12 protein-coding genes, 1 tRNA gene and 1 pseudogene are annotated in these 15,883 nt (G+C 56.0%); all 14 read left to right on the forward strand.

Annotated features, from left to right (window positions below):
- A pseudogene (tuf, locus tag Q1J43_RS03965) lies at nucleotides 1-148 on the forward strand (elongation factor Tu); the annotation flags it as partial.
- 48 nt (nucleotides 149-196) lie between these two features.
- Nucleotides 197-272 (forward strand) — tRNA-Trp (locus Q1J43_RS03970).
- 23 nt (nucleotides 273-295) lie between these two features.
- Nucleotides 296-649 carry a preprotein translocase subunit SecE gene (gene secE, locus Q1J43_RS03975; protein WP_301101056.1) on the forward strand — a complete coding sequence of 118 codons (354 nt, stop codon included), beginning with the start codon at nucleotides 296-298 and terminating at the stop codon, nucleotides 647-649.
- Nucleotides 646-1,179: a transcription termination/antitermination protein NusG gene (gene nusG, locus Q1J43_RS03980; RefSeq protein ID WP_366141837.1), complete on the forward strand. Its 534-nt coding sequence runs from the start codon at nucleotides 646-648 to the stop codon at nucleotides 1,177-1,179. The genes secE and nusG overlap by 4 nt, the downstream gene beginning before the upstream one ends.
- Nucleotides 1,180-1,310: 131 nt before the next feature.
- Nucleotides 1,311-1,742, forward strand: a complete 432-nt coding sequence (rplK, locus tag Q1J43_RS03985) for a 50S ribosomal protein L11 (protein WP_091940662.1) — start codon at nucleotides 1,311-1,313, stop codon at nucleotides 1,740-1,742.
- A gap of 1 nt (nucleotide 1,743) precedes the next feature.
- Nucleotides 1,744-2,433 carry a 50S ribosomal protein L1 gene (rplA, locus tag Q1J43_RS03990; RefSeq protein ID WP_301101059.1) on the forward strand — a complete coding sequence of 230 codons (690 nt, stop codon included), beginning with the start codon at nucleotides 1,744-1,746 and terminating at the stop codon, nucleotides 2,431-2,433.
- A gap of 277 nt (nucleotides 2,434-2,710) precedes the next feature.
- Nucleotides 2,711-3,208: a 50S ribosomal protein L10 gene (gene rplJ, locus Q1J43_RS03995; protein WP_301101060.1), complete on the forward strand. Its 498-nt coding sequence runs from the start codon at nucleotides 2,711-2,713 to the stop codon at nucleotides 3,206-3,208.
- A 62-nt stretch (nucleotides 3,209-3,270) separates the two neighbouring features.
- Nucleotides 3,271-3,639 (forward strand): 50S ribosomal protein L7/L12, encoded by a 369-nt coding sequence (gene rplL, locus Q1J43_RS04000; protein ID WP_301101061.1) that lies wholly within the window; start codon nucleotides 3,271-3,273, stop codon nucleotides 3,637-3,639.
- 250 nt (nucleotides 3,640-3,889) lie between these two features.
- Entirely contained in the window at nucleotides 3,890-8,173 is a 4,284-nt protein-coding gene (gene rpoB / locus Q1J43_RS04005; protein WP_301101062.1) for a DNA-directed RNA polymerase subunit beta, read from the forward strand.
- Nucleotides 8,174-8,244: 71 nt separating this feature from the next.
- Nucleotides 8,245-12,447 (forward strand): DNA-directed RNA polymerase subunit beta', encoded by a 4,203-nt coding sequence (gene rpoC / locus Q1J43_RS04010; protein ID WP_301101064.1) that lies wholly within the window; start codon nucleotides 8,245-8,247, stop codon nucleotides 12,445-12,447.
- A gap of 167 nt (nucleotides 12,448-12,614) precedes the next feature.
- Nucleotides 12,615-12,992 carry a 30S ribosomal protein S12 gene (gene rpsL, locus Q1J43_RS04015; protein ID WP_301101065.1) on the forward strand — a complete coding sequence of 126 codons (378 nt, stop codon included), beginning with the start codon at nucleotides 12,615-12,617 and terminating at the stop codon, nucleotides 12,990-12,992.
- A 97-nt stretch (nucleotides 12,993-13,089) separates the two neighbouring features.
- The gene (rpsG, locus tag Q1J43_RS04020; RefSeq protein WP_301101066.1) at nucleotides 13,090-13,560 is read left to right on the forward strand and encodes a 30S ribosomal protein S7; all 471 of its coding nucleotides are present in this window, start codon (nucleotides 13,090-13,092) and stop codon (nucleotides 13,558-13,560) included.
- Nucleotides 13,561-13,624: 64 nt separating this feature from the next.
- Entirely contained in the window at nucleotides 13,625-15,718 is a 2,094-nt protein-coding gene (gene fusA, locus Q1J43_RS04025; RefSeq protein WP_301101067.1) for an elongation factor G, read from the forward strand.
- Nucleotides 15,719-15,743: 25 nt separating this feature from the next.
- A partial coding sequence (locus Q1J43_RS04030; RefSeq protein ID WP_301101068.1) for a GTP-binding protein occupies nucleotides 15,744-15,883 on the forward strand: 140 nt, incomplete at its 3' end.

Raw genomic sequence — 15,883 nt, forward strand, 5'->3', positions numbered from 1 at the left:
AGGCGTCGAGATGGTCATGCCGGGCGACAACATTCAGATGACGGTAAAGCTGATTGTGCCGATCGCCATGGAAGACGGTCTGCGTTTCGCCATCCGTGAAGGCGGTCGTACCGTCGGCGCCGGTGTCGTCGCCAAGATCATCGAGTAAGGAAGACGCTGGAGTGCCCCGCTACGGGACGCTCCTTGTCTCTGCTGCAGGGGTATAGCTCAACTGGCAGAGCGTCGGTCTCCAAAACCGAAGGTTGGGGGTTCGATTCCCTCTGCCCCTGCCACCACCATAAATAAAGCTGACGAAATGGCCGATAAAATCAAGTTTGCGCTGGCGTTGTTGTTGTTGGTTACCGGCGTGGCTGGCTTTTACCTCCTCGCCGAGCAGGCCATGATTCTGCGGGTTCTGGCGGTGCTTGCCGGTTTTGGGTTTTCTGCAGCCGTGGCCTGGCAGACCGAACCGGGTCGCCAGTTCTTTGCGTTCGCCAAGGAAGCAACGACTGAAGCGAAGAAGGTTGTCTGGCCTACACGCAAGGAAACCCTGCAAACGACGGGTCTGGTATTTGTCTTTGTTGTCATCATGGCAATTTTTCTCTGGCTGACTGACAAGAGCCTTGAGTGGGTGTTATACGACCTGGTTCTTGGATGGAGAAAAGCATGAGCATGCGCTGGTATGTGGTTCACGCCTATTCGGGCTTCGAGAAGAGCGTGCAGCGTGCCCTTGAAGAGCGAATCGCACGTCAGGGTATGCAAGATGCATTCGGACGCGTGCTGGTTCCGGTCGAAGAGGTCGTTGAATTAAAAATGGGTCAGAAGAGCATCTCGGAACGCAAGTTTTTTCCGGGCTACGTGCTGGTCGAAATGGAGATGAACGACGAGTCATGGCACCTCGTGAAAAGCACGCCGAAGGTTACCGGCTTTGTCGGCGGTTCTGCTAACAAGCCGACGCCGATTTCCGAGAAGGAAGTCGAAAAGATCATGCAGCAGATGCAGGACGGTGTCGAGAAGCCGCGTCCGAAGGTGCTGTTCGAGCCGGGTGAGATCGTTCGTGTCAAGGATGGTCCCTTCACTGACTTTCATGGTTCGGTCGAGAACGTCAATTACGAAAAGAATCGTCTGCGTGTGTCAGTGACCATCTTCGGTCGCGCGACGCCGGTTGAACTGGAATTTGGTCAGGTCGAGAAAGCCTGAAATACGGCCTGATTCAGCTTGGATCGTGGCGTACTGATTCAGTGTGCCGCAGTAGGGCGACCTGTGGGTCGTATTTGTCGTTGGGGAGCGCCATGAAAAGCGCGCTTGCACCCATTTAAAGGAGTTACACCGTGGCAAAGAAAATTGTCGGCTTCATCAAGCTGCAAGTGCCGGCGGGCAAGGCCAATCCCTCGCCCCCGATCGGTCCCGCGCTGGGCCAGCGCGGCCTGAATATCATGGAATTCTGCAAGGCCTTTAACGCTCAGACTCAGGGTTTGGAGCCGGGTCTGCCCATTCCTGTGGTGATTACCGCCTTCGCGGACAAGAGTTTCACCTTCATCATGAAAACGCCGCCGGCGACCATTCTGATCAAGAAGGCCGCAGGAATTCAAAAGGGAAGTCCGAAGCCCCATACCGACAAGGTTGGCAAGCTGACGCGCGCCCAGTGCGAAGCCATCGCTACGCAAAAAATGCCTGATCTGACCGCTGCCGATATGGATGCAGCGGTACGCACGATTGCCGGAAGCGCCCGTTCGATGGGCATCACCGTGGAGGGACTCTGAGATGACAACTTTGAGCAAGCGCCAAAAAGCCATGCAGGGCAAGGTTGACCGCAACAAGAGCTACCCTGTTGGCGATGCATTGAAGCTGGCCAAGGACTTTGCCACGGCCAAGTTCGACGAATCGATTGACGTTGCCGTCAGCCTCGGCATTGATGCGCGCAAGTCGGACCAGCTGGTTCGTGGCTCGGTCGTTCTGCCTGCGGGTACTGGAAAGACCGTCCGCGTCGCCGTTTTCGCCCAGGGCGAGAAAGCCGAAGCGGCCAAGGCGGCCGGTGCTGACATTGTCGGATTCGAGGACCTTGCCGCCGACATCAAGGCTGGAAATATGAACTTTGACGTGGTCATTGCCACGCCTGATGCCATGCGCGTGGTTGGTCAGCTCGGCCAGATCCTCGGGCCGCGCGGCCTGATGCCCAACCCCAAGGTCGGCACGGTGACCATGGATGTGGTTACCGGCGTCAAGAATGCCAAGGCCGGTCAGGTTCAATATCGTACCGACAAGGGCGGTATCGTGCACAGCACGATCGGTCGTGCTTCCTTCGCTTCTGAAAAGCTTGAGCAGAATCTGAAGGCCTTGGTCGAAGCGCTGACCAAGGCCAAGCCGGCTAGCTCGAAGGGACAGTATCTAAAGAAGATTGCCGTATCCAGCACCATGGGTCCGGGCGTGCGTGTGGATGCGTCCACGTTGTAAAAATGCAATGCGGGGCTGATGAATTGGAATTGGCTCTGAAATGAACTTTGGGCTGTCGGCAAGTTGCCATGCCGGCAGATCGTCAAAGACCGCAGGTGCTGACGGGCAATGCCCGAAAGCTTAAGTGTGTATGGCGGCCTGCGTAGACGGTGAGCCCCGAACAGGATTTCTCTGTAGTTGCTTTTGTAGAACTGCTGGTGCTCTTGGTTCAGGTCGCCGTGGGTGCGATGTGTCCAGCCGGACGTGTCGAGTGTTGACTTGATAGGAGGAAAGACCCATGGGTCTCAATCTTGATGAAAAAAAGGCCGTCGTGGCTGAGGTGTCGGCTCAGGTAGCTACTGCCCAGACTATTGTCGTGGCTGAGTACAGCGGTCTTGAGGTGGCTCACCTTACCAAGCTGCGCGCTCAGGCTCGAAAGTCTGGTGTGTATCTGCGTGTGCTGAAAAATACCCTGGTGCGTCGCGCGGTTGCAGGCAGCGCTTTTGCTGGCCTCGCTGAACAGATGTCCGGTCCGCTGATTTATAGCATTTCAGTGGATCCGGTTGCTGCGGCGAAGGTGCTTAATGACTTTGCAAAAATCAATGACAAGCTGGTTCTGAAGGCTGGCAGCTATGCTGGCAAGGTGCTGGACAAGGCCGGTGTGCAATCACTCGCCTCGATCCCGAGCCGTGAAGAATTGCTTGGCAAGCTACTCGGTATCATGCAGGCACCGGTCACCGGCTTGGCCTGTGCGCTTGCTGCACTGGCCAAGCAACGCGAAGAAGCGGTTGCTTGATTGTTCTTTCGCAAGCCCACTAACAGCTTTTATAAGTATCTAGATTTAGGAGTTTATTGATTATGGCTATTACCAAAGAAGACATCCTCGAAGCCGTTGGCTCGATGACCGTTATGGATCTGAACGATCTGGTCAAGGCGTTCGAAGAGAAGTTTGGCGTTTCCGCCGCTTCCATGGCTGTTGCTGGCCCGGCTACGGCGGCTGCCGCTGTTGAGGAACAGACCGAATTCACCGTTATGCTGACCAGCTTTGGCGAGAAGAAGGTTGAAGTTATCAAGGTCGTTCGCGCGGCCACCGGCCTGGGTTTGAAGGAAGCCAAAGATCTCGTTGATGGCGCTCCCAAGGCCGTCAAGGAAGGTATTTCCAAGGCGGATGCTGAAGCCCTCAAAAAGTTGCTCGAGGATGCAGGCGCCAAGGCCGAGGTCAAATAGTCTCGTTTTTGCAAGTTGGGCTGGTCGCTTTTTAGCTGCCAGCCCTTTTGTGTTTTTCCGGAAACGACTTCGCTACAGCGTTGTTTCTACCGATTTGATGTGCAGTTTTGTTGCGTGCAAATGCAAGCACGAATGGTACTTGCATGATCTGTCCGTTTGTTTTTGCGTTTGTCCGTTGCAAACCGTCCGGGGTCTCGCGACTCCGGACGGGATGCGCTAGAGTATTTTGCCTTCTGAGCTCGGAGCGACCATGACCTATTCCTACACCGAGAAAAAACGTATCCGCAAGAGTTTCGCCAAGCGCGCTAATGTGCTTGACGTTCCGTTCTTGCTGGCGACACAGCTGGAGTCTTTCACCGCTTTCCTGCAGGCAGCCGTTCCGCCTGCACAGCGCAAGAACCAGGGGCTGCAAGCCGCGTTCTCCTCGATCTTCCCGATCGTTAGTCACAGCGGCAATGCTCGGCTGGAGTTTGTCAGCTTTGCATTGGCCGAGCCCGCCTTTGACGTCAAGGAGTGTCAACAGCGCGGTTTGACTTTCGCTTCAGCCCTGCGGTCGAAAGTCCGCTTGATCATCCTTGATCGCGAGGCTCCCGATACCATCAAGGAAGTCAAGGAGCAGGAAGTGTACATGGGCGAGATTCCGCTCATGACGACGACTGGCTCTTTCGTCATTAACGGTACCGAACGCGTCATCGTATCTCAGTTGCACCGTTCGCCTGGCGTGTTCTTTGAACATGACAGGGGCAAAACGCACAGTTCGGGTAAGCTGCTCTTCTCGGCACGCGTGATTCCTTACCGCGGGTCGTGGCTGGACTTCGAGTTCGATCCGAAGGACATCCTGTTCTTCCGCGTTGACCGTCGGCGCAAGATGCCGGTGACGACCCTGCTCAAGGCCATTGGCCTGACACCAGAGCAAATTTTGCGCGAGTTCTTCGATTTTGATACCTTCCAGATCAGCAAGAAGGGCATCGAGTTTCATCTGGTTCCCGAACGTTTGCGTGGCGAGGTGGCGCGCTTTGATTTCTGCGACAAGTCCGGCAAGGTTCTTGTGGCCAAGGACAAGCGGATTACCGGCAAGCATACCCGTGATTTAGATGCTGCCGGCATTAAGCAGATTGCCGTGCCGGAAGATTTTTTAGTCGGTCGGGTGGTCGCCCAGAACATCATCGACAAGGACTCAGGCGAAATTCTTGCCAACGCCAACGATGAAATTACCGAGGCGCTGCTGGCCAAGCTGATCGAAATCGGCGTAGACTCGTTGCAGACGCTCTATATCAACGACCTGGATCGCGGCGGCTTCATTTCCCAAACCCTGCGTACCGACGAAACGGTCTCCAAGCAGGCCGCGCGTGTAGCCATCTACCGCATGATGCGTCCGGGTGAGCCGCCAACGGAAGAAGCGGTCGAGATCCTGTTTAATGGCCTGTTCTATTCCGACGATCGTTACGACCTCTCCGCCGTCGGCCGGATGAAGTTCAACCGCCGCGTCTCGCGCAAAGACGTCGTTGAATACAAGGTCATGGTCAAGCATGTTCCAGCCAAACGTGATGCGATCGTCAGCGCCATCATTGAAACGGCAGGTGGTTCAACCGCAGCTGTCGAACTGCTGCTCAGCGAGTTATCCTACGGCATGCGCGCGGTCGCCGAAAACCTGACTGAAGCGGATGCCAAAACCTTGTCAGCGCAGTTGAAGAGCCTGGGCGTCAATTCTGAAATTCGTGAACAACTGACTCTGTCACCGCGCGACATTGTCGAAGTCATCAAGATACTTGCTGAGCTGCGCAATGGTCGCGGCGATATCGACGATATCGATCACTTGGGCAACCGCCGCGTGCGCTCGGTTGGCGAACTGGCCGAGAACCAGTTTCGCGCCGGTCTGGTGCGCGTTGAGCGCGCCGTCAAGGAGCGCCTGTCGCAGGCCGAGTCCGACAATCTGATGCCGCACGACCTGATCAACGCCAAGCCGATCAGCGCTGCAGTCAGGGAGTTTTTCGGCTCAAGCCAGCTCTCACAGTTTATGGACCAGACCAATCCATTGTCCGAGATCACGCATAAACGTCGCGTCTCGGCTCTTGGGCCGGGCGGTTTGACACGCGAGCGTGCAGGTTTTGAAGTGCGTGACGTGCATCCGACGCACTACGGTCGGGTCTGCCCGATCGAGACGCCGGAAGGCCCGAACATCGGCCTGATCAATTCGCTGGCGCTGTTTGCCCGGACCAACGAGTACGGTTTTCTTGAGACGCCGTATCGCAAGGTGGTTGATAGTAAAGTGACCGATCAGATCGAGTATCTGTCCGCAATCGTTGAGGGTGGTTTCATCATTGCCCAGGCCAATGCGGCTCTGGGCAAAGACAATTTGCTTAGCGATGATCTGGTGACCTGTCGTGAAAAAGGCGAAACCATTCTTGCTGAACCTGCCCGCGTCCAGTACATGGACGTTGCGCCAGGCCAGATTGTCTCCGTTGCGGCTTCGCTGATCCCCTTCCTTGAACACGACGATGCGAACCGTGCATTGATGGGCGCCAACATGCAGCGTCAGGCGGTTCCCTGCTTGCGTCCGGAGAAGCCGGTGGTCGGGACGGGCATCGAACGTACAGTCGCCGTAGACTCGGGAACGGCAGTGCAGGCGCTGCGAGGCGGCAAGGTTGATTATGTTGATGCGTCACGCATCGTCGTTCGCGTCAATGACGACGAGACGGTGCCGGGTGAAGTCGGTGTCGACATTTACAATCTGGTGAAGTACACCCGTTCGAACCAGAATACCAATATTAATCAGCGCCCCTTGGTTCGTGTCGGCGATGTGATTGCCATGGGCGATGTGGTAGCTGACGGCGCGTCGACCGACAAGGGCGAACTGGCGCTTGGTCAGAATATGCTGATCGCCTTCATGCCATGGAACGGATACAACTTCGAAGATTCGATTCTCATTTCCGAGCGTGTCGTTGCCGAAGACCGGTTTACCTCGATTCACATTGAGGAGCTGACAGTTGTTGCTCGCGACACCAAGCTAGGTCCGGAGGAAATCACGCGCGATATCGCGTCGCTCGGTGAGTCCCAGTTGTCGCGTCTGGATGAATCCGGCATCGTTTATATTGGCGCAGAAGTCGAAGCCGGTGATGTGTTGGTCGGCAAGGTTACCCCCAAGGGCGAGACCCAACTGACGCCGGAAGAGAAACTGTTGCGCGCGATCTTTGGTGAGAAAGCGTCCGACGTCAAGGATACTTCGCTGCGCGTGCAGTCCGGTATTGCTGGGACAGTCATCGACGTTCAGGTATTCACTCGCGAGGGGATAGAGCGCGACAAGCGTGCGCAGTCGATCATTGACGACCACTTGCGTGGTTATAAACTCGACCTAGCCGATCAGCTGCGCATCGTCGAGCGCGACGCCTTCGCCCGGGTTGAGCGCCTAATCGCTGGCAAGGTGGCTAATGGCGGCCCGAAACGTCTGGCCAAGGGGGCTGTGGTCACCAAGGATTACCTTGACGGGATCGATGCGCATCACTGGTTCGACATCCGTATGACTGACGATGAGGTTGCGCAGCAGCTGGAATCACTGCGCGAGGGGTTGGAGCAGACACGCAAGGATTTCGATATCGCTTTCGAAGAGAAGCGTAAAAAACTAACCCAGGGTGACGAATTGCCGCCTGGCGTGCAGAAGATGGTCAAGGTCTATGTGGCCGTCAAGAGACGTCTGCAGTCCGGTGACAAAATGGCTGGACGGCACGGTAACAAGGGCGTCGTTTCCCGCATCGTGCCGGTTGAAGACATGCCGCACATGGCCGATGGACGTCCGGTGGATATCGTTCTCAATCCGCTGGGCGTTCCTTCGCGGATGAACGTTGGCCAGGTCCTCGAAGTTCACCTCGGCCTGGCGGCTAAGGGTCTGGGCTTCAAGATCGGTGACATGCTGCGTCGTCAGGCCAATGCCAAGGAAGTGCGTGGTTTCCTTGAGCAGGTCTATAACAGCAATGGCAAGCCCGAAGAACTTGATCAACTCAACGACAAGGAGATCATGGAGATGGCGGGCAACCTTGAGGCTGGCGTTCCGTTTGCGACGCCGGTGTTCGACGGGGCCAAGGAAGAGGAAATCAAGGACATGCTCAGACTGGCCGGAATGCCGGAGTCGGGGCAGATGACCTTGTTTGACGGGCGTACCGGCGAGCAGTTCGAGCGTCAAGTGACGGTCGGTTACATGCATGTGCTCAAGCTGCATCACCTGGTCGATGACAAGATGCATGCGCGCTCAACGGGCCCCTACTCGCTGGTGACGCAACAGCCTTTGGGCGGCAAGGCGCAGTTCGGTGGCCAGCGCTTCGGTGAAATGGAAGTATGGGCACTCGAAGCTTACGGTGCGGCTTATGTTCTGCAGGAGATGCTGACGGTCAAATCCGACGATGTAAATGGCAGGACCAAGGTTTATGAAAGCATCGTTAAAGGTGACCACAAAATTGAAGCTGGTATGCCAGAGTCATTCAATGTGCTGGTCAAGGAAATTCGCTCGCTGGCGATCGACATTGATCTGGAGCGGTTTTAAATGAGCAACGGCGGCTGCGGCTTTTGCCGCAGCATAGAGAATTTGTATTCTCACCCCGAATGGAGTGAAAGATGAAAGCACTGCTTGATTTGTTTAAACAGGTAACGCAGGAAGAGCAGTTCGATGCGATTAGCATTGGCCTTGCCTCGCCGGACAAAATACGATCCTGGTCTTACGGCGAAGTCAAAAAGCCAGAAACGATCAACTACCGTACCTTCAAGCCTGAGCGCGATGGCTTGTTTTGCGCCAAGATTTTTGGACCGATCAAGGATTACGAGTGTCTGTGCGGAAAATACAAGCGGCTGAAGCATCGTGGTGTGATCTGCGAAAAGTGTGGCGTTGAGGTCACCCTGTCCAAGGTGCGCCGCGAGCGCATGGCGCACATCGAATTGGCCTCGCCGGTGGCCCATATCTGGTTCCTGAAGAGCTTGCCAAGCCGACTTGGCATGGTGCTCGACATGACCCTGCGTGACATTGAACGCGTACTTTATTTTGAAGCTTTCGTGGTTTGTGATCCGGGCATGACGCCGCTTACGCGCGGCCAGTTGCTGACCGAGGACGATTGCCTGGCCAAGACTGAAGAGTACGGTGACGACTTCTACGCGGCGATGGGTGCCGAAGGCATTCGTGAACTTCTGCGCTCGATCGATCTCTCCAGCGAAGTAGATCGCCTGCGTTCCGAACTCGAAATCACGACGTCGGAAACCAAGAGCAAGAAATTCTCAAAGCGTCTGAAAATTCTCGAAGGCTTCCAGAAATCCGGGATCAAGCCGGAGTGGATGGTGCTTGAGGTGCTGCCTGTCCTGCCACCAGATTTGCGCCCGCTGGTTCCTCTCGATGGCGGTCGTTTCGCAACCTCCGATCTGAACGACCTCTATCGCCGGGTCATCAACCGCAACAATCGCCTGAAGCGCCTGCTCGAGCTCAAGGCGCCGGAAATTATCGTTCGCAACGAAAAGCGCATGCTGCAGGAAGCCGTCGACTCGTTGCTCGACAACGGGCGTCGTGGCAAGGCGATGACCGGCGCCAACAAACGTCCACTGAAGTCCTTGGCTGACATGATCAAGGGCAAGGGCGGTCGTTTCCGTCAGAACTTGCTTGGTAAGCGCGTCGACTACTCTGGCCGCTCAGTCATCGTCGTCGGCCCGCAACTCAAGCTGCACCAGTGCGGATTGCCGAAGCTGATGGCGCTGGAATTGTTCAAGCCATTCATCTTCAACCGTCTTGAAATCATGGGGCTAGCGACGACCATCAAGCAGGCCAAGAAAATGGTTGAAATGCAGGAGCCGGTGGTGTGGGACATCCTCGAAGAAGTTATCCGCGAACACCCGATCATGCTCAACCGTGCTCCGACCTTGCACCGCCTGGGCATCCAAGCCTTTGAACCGACCCTGATTGAGGGCAAGGCGATTCAGTTGCACCCGCTCGTTTGCGCGGCGTTCAATGCCGACTTCGATGGTGACCAGATGGCCGTGCACGTCCCGCTGTCGCTTGAAGCGCAGATGGAATGCCGGACCCTGATGCTGGCCTCGAACAACGTTCTGTCGCCGGCCAACGGCGAGCCGATCATCGTTCCGTCGCAGGATATCGTTCTCGGTCTCTACTATGCGACCCGTGAGCGGATCAATGCCAAGGGCGAAGGGATGATTTTCCCTGATCTGGCGGAGATCACCCGCGCCATGCAGGCTGGTGAGCTCGATATACATGCCAAGATTTCGGTGCGCATCAAGGAGTATGAGAAGAACGGCGAAAAAGGTTGGAAGGAAAAAGTATCCCGTTACGACACGACGGCCGGTCGCGCGCTGCTTTCCGAGATTTTGCCCAAGGGTCTGCCGTTCAGCGTGCTTGACCGGCCGCTCAAGAAGAAGGAAATCTCCAAGCTGATCAACGCCGCCTTTCGCCGCTGCGGTCTGAAAGAGACAGTTGTTTTTGCCGACAAACTAATGCAGAACGGCTACCGTCTGGCAACACGCGCCGGTATCTCGATCTGCTCGGACGACATGTTGGTGCCGACGCAGAAGGGCGAAATCATTGCCGCCGCTGAAAAAGAAGTGAAAGAAATTGAAAGTCAATATACCAATGGTCTGGTGACCAACGGTGAGCGCTACAACAAGGTTGTCGACATCTGGGGCCGCACCGGTGACCAGGTGGCCAAGGTCATGATGGACCAGCTAGGCAGCGAACAAGTGATTGATCGTCACGGCAAGAAGGTCAAGCAGGAATCGTTCAACTCCATTTACATGATGGCCGATTCCGGCGCCCGTGGTTCGGCGGCGCAGATTCGCCAGCTGGCGGGAATGCGCGGCCTGATGGCCAAGCCGGACGGCTCGATCATCGAGACGCCGATCACCACCAATTTCCGTGAAGGTCTGAACGTTCTCCAGTACTTCATTTCGACGCACGGTGCGCGTAAGGGTCTGGCGGATACGGCGCTGAAAACCGCGAACTCGGGGTATTTGACCCGCCGTCTGGTTGATGTGACACAGGATCTGGTGGTTATCGAGAACGATTGCGGCACTGAAAACGGCGTCACCATGAAGGCCCTGATCGAGGGCGGTGAAGTCATTGAAGCCCTGCGTGAGCGTATTCTTGGCCGCGTTACTATTGTCGATGTGATCAATCCGGAAACGGAAGAAACCGTCATCGAAGCCGGGACGTTGATCGACGAAGATCTTTGTGACCTAGTTGATCAGTTGGGTATCGATGAAGTCAAGGTGCGTACGCCGCTGACCTGCGATACCCGCTATGGCCTGTGCGCCCAGTGCTATGGTCGCGACCTTGGACGGGGTACGCTGGTTAACGTCGGCGAAGCGGTTGGTGTGATCGCTGCGCAGTCCATTGGCGAGCCCGGTACGCAGCTCACCATGCGGACCTTTCACGTTGGTGGCGCGGCGTCGCGCGCGGCGGTGGCCAGTCAGGTCGAAACCAAGAGTGCGGGTGTCGTGCGCTTCACCGCTTCGATGCGTTATGTGACCAGCGCCAAGGGCGAAAAGATCGTCATTACACGTTCCGGCGAGGTTCTGATTACCGACGATAACGGTCGCGAGCGTGAAAAGCACAAGGTGCCGTATGGCTCAACCTTGCAGGTGGCCGACGGTCAGCAGGCCAAAGCCGGCGCCAGACTGGCGATGTGGGATCCGCATACACGACCGATCATTGCCGAATACTCGGGCCTGGTGAAATTCGAAAACGTCGAGGAGGGCGTGACCGTAGCCAAGCAGATCGATGAGGTTACTGGTTTGTCCACCCTCGTCGTGATCGATCCGAAACGTGGCGGCAAGGCGCAAACGAAGGGCTTGCGCCCGCAGATCAAACTGTTTGATGCCAACGGTGACGAAGTCAAGATGCACGGCAGCGATCATGCGGTGACTATCACTTTCCAGGTCGGTGCCATTATTACCGTGCTCGACGGTCAGCAGATTTCGGTCGGTGACGTGCTGGCACGTCTGCCGCAGGAGTCGGCCAAGACGCGTGACATTACCGGGGGCCTGCCGCGCGTCGCTGAACTTTTCGAAGCGCGCACGCCAAAGGATGCCGGCATGCTGGCTGAATATACCGGCACCATGTCTTTCGGCAAGGACACCAAGGGTAAGCAGCGCCTGGTCATTACTGACCTTGAGGGTATCGCCCATGAGTATTTGATCCCGAAAGACAAGCACGTGCTGGTACATGATGGTCAGGTGGTGAACAAGGGCGAGTCGATTGTCGATGGCGCGCCCGATCCGCACGATATTCTGCGTTTGCAAGGCGTCGAGGCGCTGGCCATCTATATTACCGACGAAGTGCAGGATGTTTATCGCCTGCAGGGGGTGAAGATCAACGACAAGCACATTGAAGTTATCGTTCGCCAGATGCTGCGGCGGGTCAATGTTCTGGATACGGGAGATACCAAGTTCATTCGGGGCGAACAGGTCGAGCGGGCGCATTTGCTTGATGAAAACGACTGCATGCTTGCCGAGGGCAAGCTCCCGGCAAACTATGACCCTGTGCTCCTGGGGATTACCAAGGCCTCGTTGTCCACCGATTCGTTTATTTCAGCGGCGTCTTTCCAGGAAACCACTCGAGTTCTGACCGAGGCCGCCATCATGGGCAAGCGTGACGAACTGCGTGGCCTTAAGGAAAACGTTATTGTCGGCCGTCTCATCCCTGCGGGTACTGGTCTGGCGTATCACCGGATGCGTAAGAGCAATGCGGCGGGCGTTGATCTGGCTGGTGCTGTTGTTGGTGAAGCGGCGCCGGTTTTAGAGAATGCTCAGGATGCGCCGATTGCTTGACTTGGTGCTTGATAGACCATAGAATCTCGAGTCTTTGTCGGCTAGGGCTAACCATTGCTCCTGCCTGTTATAAAAAATCGCTAAGGCGGCCTTGGTCCGCCTTGGTTTTTTTGCAGTAGTCACGCTCGCATGCGGGCTGGCGCTGCAGGGAATTTAGGGATAGAAATATGCCAACCATCAACCAGCTGGTGCGTAAGCCCCGCGAGGCAGTACGCAGTAAAAGCAAAGTACCGGCACTCGACAACTGTCCGCAGAAACGCGGCGTTTGTACCCGGGTCTACACGACCACGCCGAAAAAGCCGAACTCCGCACTGCGTAAGGTGTGCAAAGTTCGCCTAACCAATGGCTTCGAAGTCATTTCGTACATCGGTGGCGAAGGTCATAACCTTCAGGAGCACTCCGTGGTCCTGATTCGTGGCGGTCGCGTAAAAGACTTGCCGGGTGTGCGTTACCACACCGTGCGCGGATCGCTGGATACCCAAGGCGTCAAGGATCGTAAGCAGAGTCGTTCGAAGTATGGTACCAAGCGTCCGAAAGCAGCTTGATCGGTCGTTTGAGTAAGTGGTCGTCCTCATGGGCGACCGGGAGGGGTGGTGCGTGTCGCATCAGTCTTCAACTGAATTGAAATTTTGAGAGGTTGTTATGCCACGTCGTCGTGAAGTACCAAAGCGCGATATTCTGCCGGATCCAAAGTTTGGCAATGTCGAAGTCTCCAAATTCGTTAACACCATCATGATGAGCGGTAAGAAGTCGGTTGCCGAACGCATCGTCTATGGCGCGTTTGACCTGATTGTCGCCAAAGGCGGCAAGGATCCGATCGAAGTTTTCGGCTTGGCCATGAATAACGTCAAGCCCCTGGTCGAGGTCAAGAGTCGTCGTGTTGGCGGTGCCAACTACCAGGTGCCGGTGGAGGTTCGTCCGAGTCGCCGTATGGCGCTGGCCATGCGCTGGCTGCGTGAAGCAGCCCGCAAGCGCTCCGAGAAGTCGATGGGTCAGCGGCTGGCTGCCGAAATGCTGGAAGCGGCGGAAAACCGCGGCGGTGCTGTCAAAAAACGCGATGAAGTGCACCGCATGGCTGACGCCAATAAGGCTTTCGCGCATTTCCGATTCTAATTTCAGTTTTTGCGTCGCAGCCTGACTGCTGACGATTGTTCTTTATTAGTGAAGGTTTATTACTGTGGCACGCAAAACTCCTATCGACCGCTACCGCAATATCGGTATTAGCGCGCACATTGACGCCGGCAAAACGACGGTGACTGAGCGTATCCTGTTCTACACCGGTGTCAATCACAAGATTGGCGAAGTGCATGATGGCGCTGCGACCATGGACTGGATGGAGCAGGAGCAGGAGCGTGGCATCACCATTACCTCTGCGGCGACGACCTGTTTCTGGAAGGGCATGGATTTTGTCCGTCCCGAGCATCGCATCAATATTATCGATACGCCGGGGCACGTTGATTTCACCATTGAGGTCGAGCGCTCGATGCGCGTACTCGATGGTGCCTGCATGGTGTACTGTGCCGTCGGTGGGGTGCAGCCGCAGTCCGAAACTGTCTGGCGTCAGGCCAACAAATACAAGGTTCCACGCCTTGCCTTTGTCAACAAGATGGACCGTCAGGGCGCTGACTTTTTCAAGGTCGTTGAACAGATGGGTTCGCGCCTCAAGGCCAACCCGGTGCCGATCGTCATTCCTATTGGCAAGGAAGATTATTTCCAGGGCGTCGTTGATCTGGTCAAAATGAAGGCGATCTATTGGGACGACGCGTCGCAGGGCATGAAGTTTGACTACCGCGAGATTCCCGCCGAACTTTTGGCGCAGGCTGAAGAATGGCGTGGCAAGATGGTCGAGGTCGCTGCCGAGTCGTCCGAGGAATTGATGAATCAATATCTCGAAACCGGCGATCTCTCCGAAGAGCAAATCATCCGTGGCTTGCGCGATCGCACAATCGCTTGCGAAATTCAGCCGATGCTGTGCGGGACTGCCTTCAAGAACAAAGGTGTTCAGCGCATGCTTGACGCCGTGATTGATCTGCTGCCGTCACCGGTCGATATTCCTCCGGTGGCCGGCGAGAAGGAAAACGGCGAGCCGGATTCACGCCTTGCCTCAGATGATGCTAAGTTCTCGGCGCTGGCTTTCAAGTTAATGACTGACCCCTATGTCGGGCAGTTGACCTTTATCCGTGTTTATTCAGGCGTTCTGAAGTCCGGCGACACTATCTTCAATCCGATCAAAGGGCGCAAGGAGCGCATTGGCCGTGTGTTGCAGATGCACGCCAATAACCGGGTGGAAATCAAGGAAGTTCTGGCTGGTGATATCGCCGCCTGCGTTGGTTTGAAGGAAGTGACGACCGGCGAAACACTGTGCGATCCGTCTGCGGTCATTACCCTTGAGCGCATGGTGTTTCCGGAGCCGGTTATCCATATCGCCGTCGAACCAAAAACCAAGGCTGACCAGGAAAAAATGGGGCTTGCGCTCAGTCGTCTGGCCAATGAAGATCCGTCTTTCCGTGTGCGTTCTGATGAAGAAACTGGGCAGACCATCATCTCAGGCATGGGCGAACTGCACCTTGAAATCATCGTCGACCGCATGCGTCGCGAGTTCAATGTGGAAGCCAATGTCGGCGCGCCGCAGGTGGCCTACCGCGAGTGCATCAAGAAGGCAGTCGAACAGGAAGGCAAGTTCGTCAAGCAGTCGGGTGGTCGTGGGCAGTTTGGCCACGTCTGGCTAAAGATCGAGCCGAATGAGACCGGCAAGGGTTACCTGTTCGTTGACGCGGTCAAGGGAGGCTCCGTTCCGCGCGAATATATTCCCGCCGTTGACAAGGGTTTGCAGGATTGCGTCAAGAGTGGTGTGCTTGCTGGCTTCCCGGTTGTCGATGTCAAGTTTACGCTGTTCGATGGCTCCTACCACGACGTTGACTCGAACGAAAATGCCTTCCGCATGGCAGCATCAATGGCCTTCAAGGAAGGTATGAAAAAGGCCGCACCGACACTTCTGGAGCCGATGATGTCGGTTGAAGTCGAGACCCCCGAGGAATACATGGGTAACATCATGGGCGACCTTTCAGGGCGGCGTGGTGTGGTCCATGGTATGGAAGACCTTCCCGGCGCCATCAAGGCCATCAGGGCCGAAGTTCCTCTGGCCGAGATGTTCGGTTATTCGACGACGGTGCGTTCCCTGTCGCAGGGACGTGCAACGTACTCGATGGAATTCAAACACTACGCCGAGGCGCCGAAGAACGTCGCCGAAGCCGTGATCAACAAGAAGTGATTTTTGTTTTTTTAGGACACATTAAATGGCTAAGGCAAAATTCGAACGTACGAAGCCGCACGTAAACGTCGGCACGATTGGTCACGTTGACCATGGCAAGACCACCTTGACGGCGGCGATCACGACGATCCTGGCGAAGAAGTTTGGTGGAGAAGCCAAGGCCTA

This window comes from Propionivibrio sp., assembly GCF_029255185.1.
GTDB lineage: Bacteria > Pseudomonadota > Gammaproteobacteria > Burkholderiales > Rhodocyclaceae > Propionivibrio.

Coding starts and splice junctions, on each gene's coding strand:
- secE (WP_301101056.1), top strand. CDS start 296: ATGGCCGATAAAATCAAGTTTGCGCTGGCGTTGTTGTTGTTGGTTACC.
- nusG (WP_366141837.1), top strand. CDS start 646: ATGAGCATGCGCTGGTATGTGGTTCACGCCTATTCGGGCTTCGAGAAG.
- rplA (WP_301101059.1), top strand. CDS start 1,744: ATGACAACTTTGAGCAAGCGCCAAAAAGCCATGCAGGGCAAGGTTGAC.
- rplJ (WP_301101060.1), top strand. CDS start 2,711: ATGGGTCTCAATCTTGATGAAAAAAAGGCCGTCGTGGCTGAGGTGTCG.
- rplL (WP_301101061.1), top strand. CDS start 3,271: ATGGCTATTACCAAAGAAGACATCCTCGAAGCCGTTGGCTCGATGACC.
- rpoB (WP_301101062.1), top strand. CDS start 3,890: ATGACCTATTCCTACACCGAGAAAAAACGTATCCGCAAGAGTTTCGCC.
- rpoC (WP_301101064.1), top strand. CDS start 8,245: ATGAAAGCACTGCTTGATTTGTTTAAACAGGTAACGCAGGAAGAGCAG.
- rpsL (WP_301101065.1), top strand. CDS start 12,615: ATGCCAACCATCAACCAGCTGGTGCGTAAGCCCCGCGAGGCAGTACGC.
- rpsG (WP_301101066.1), top strand. CDS start 13,090: ATGCCACGTCGTCGTGAAGTACCAAAGCGCGATATTCTGCCGGATCCA.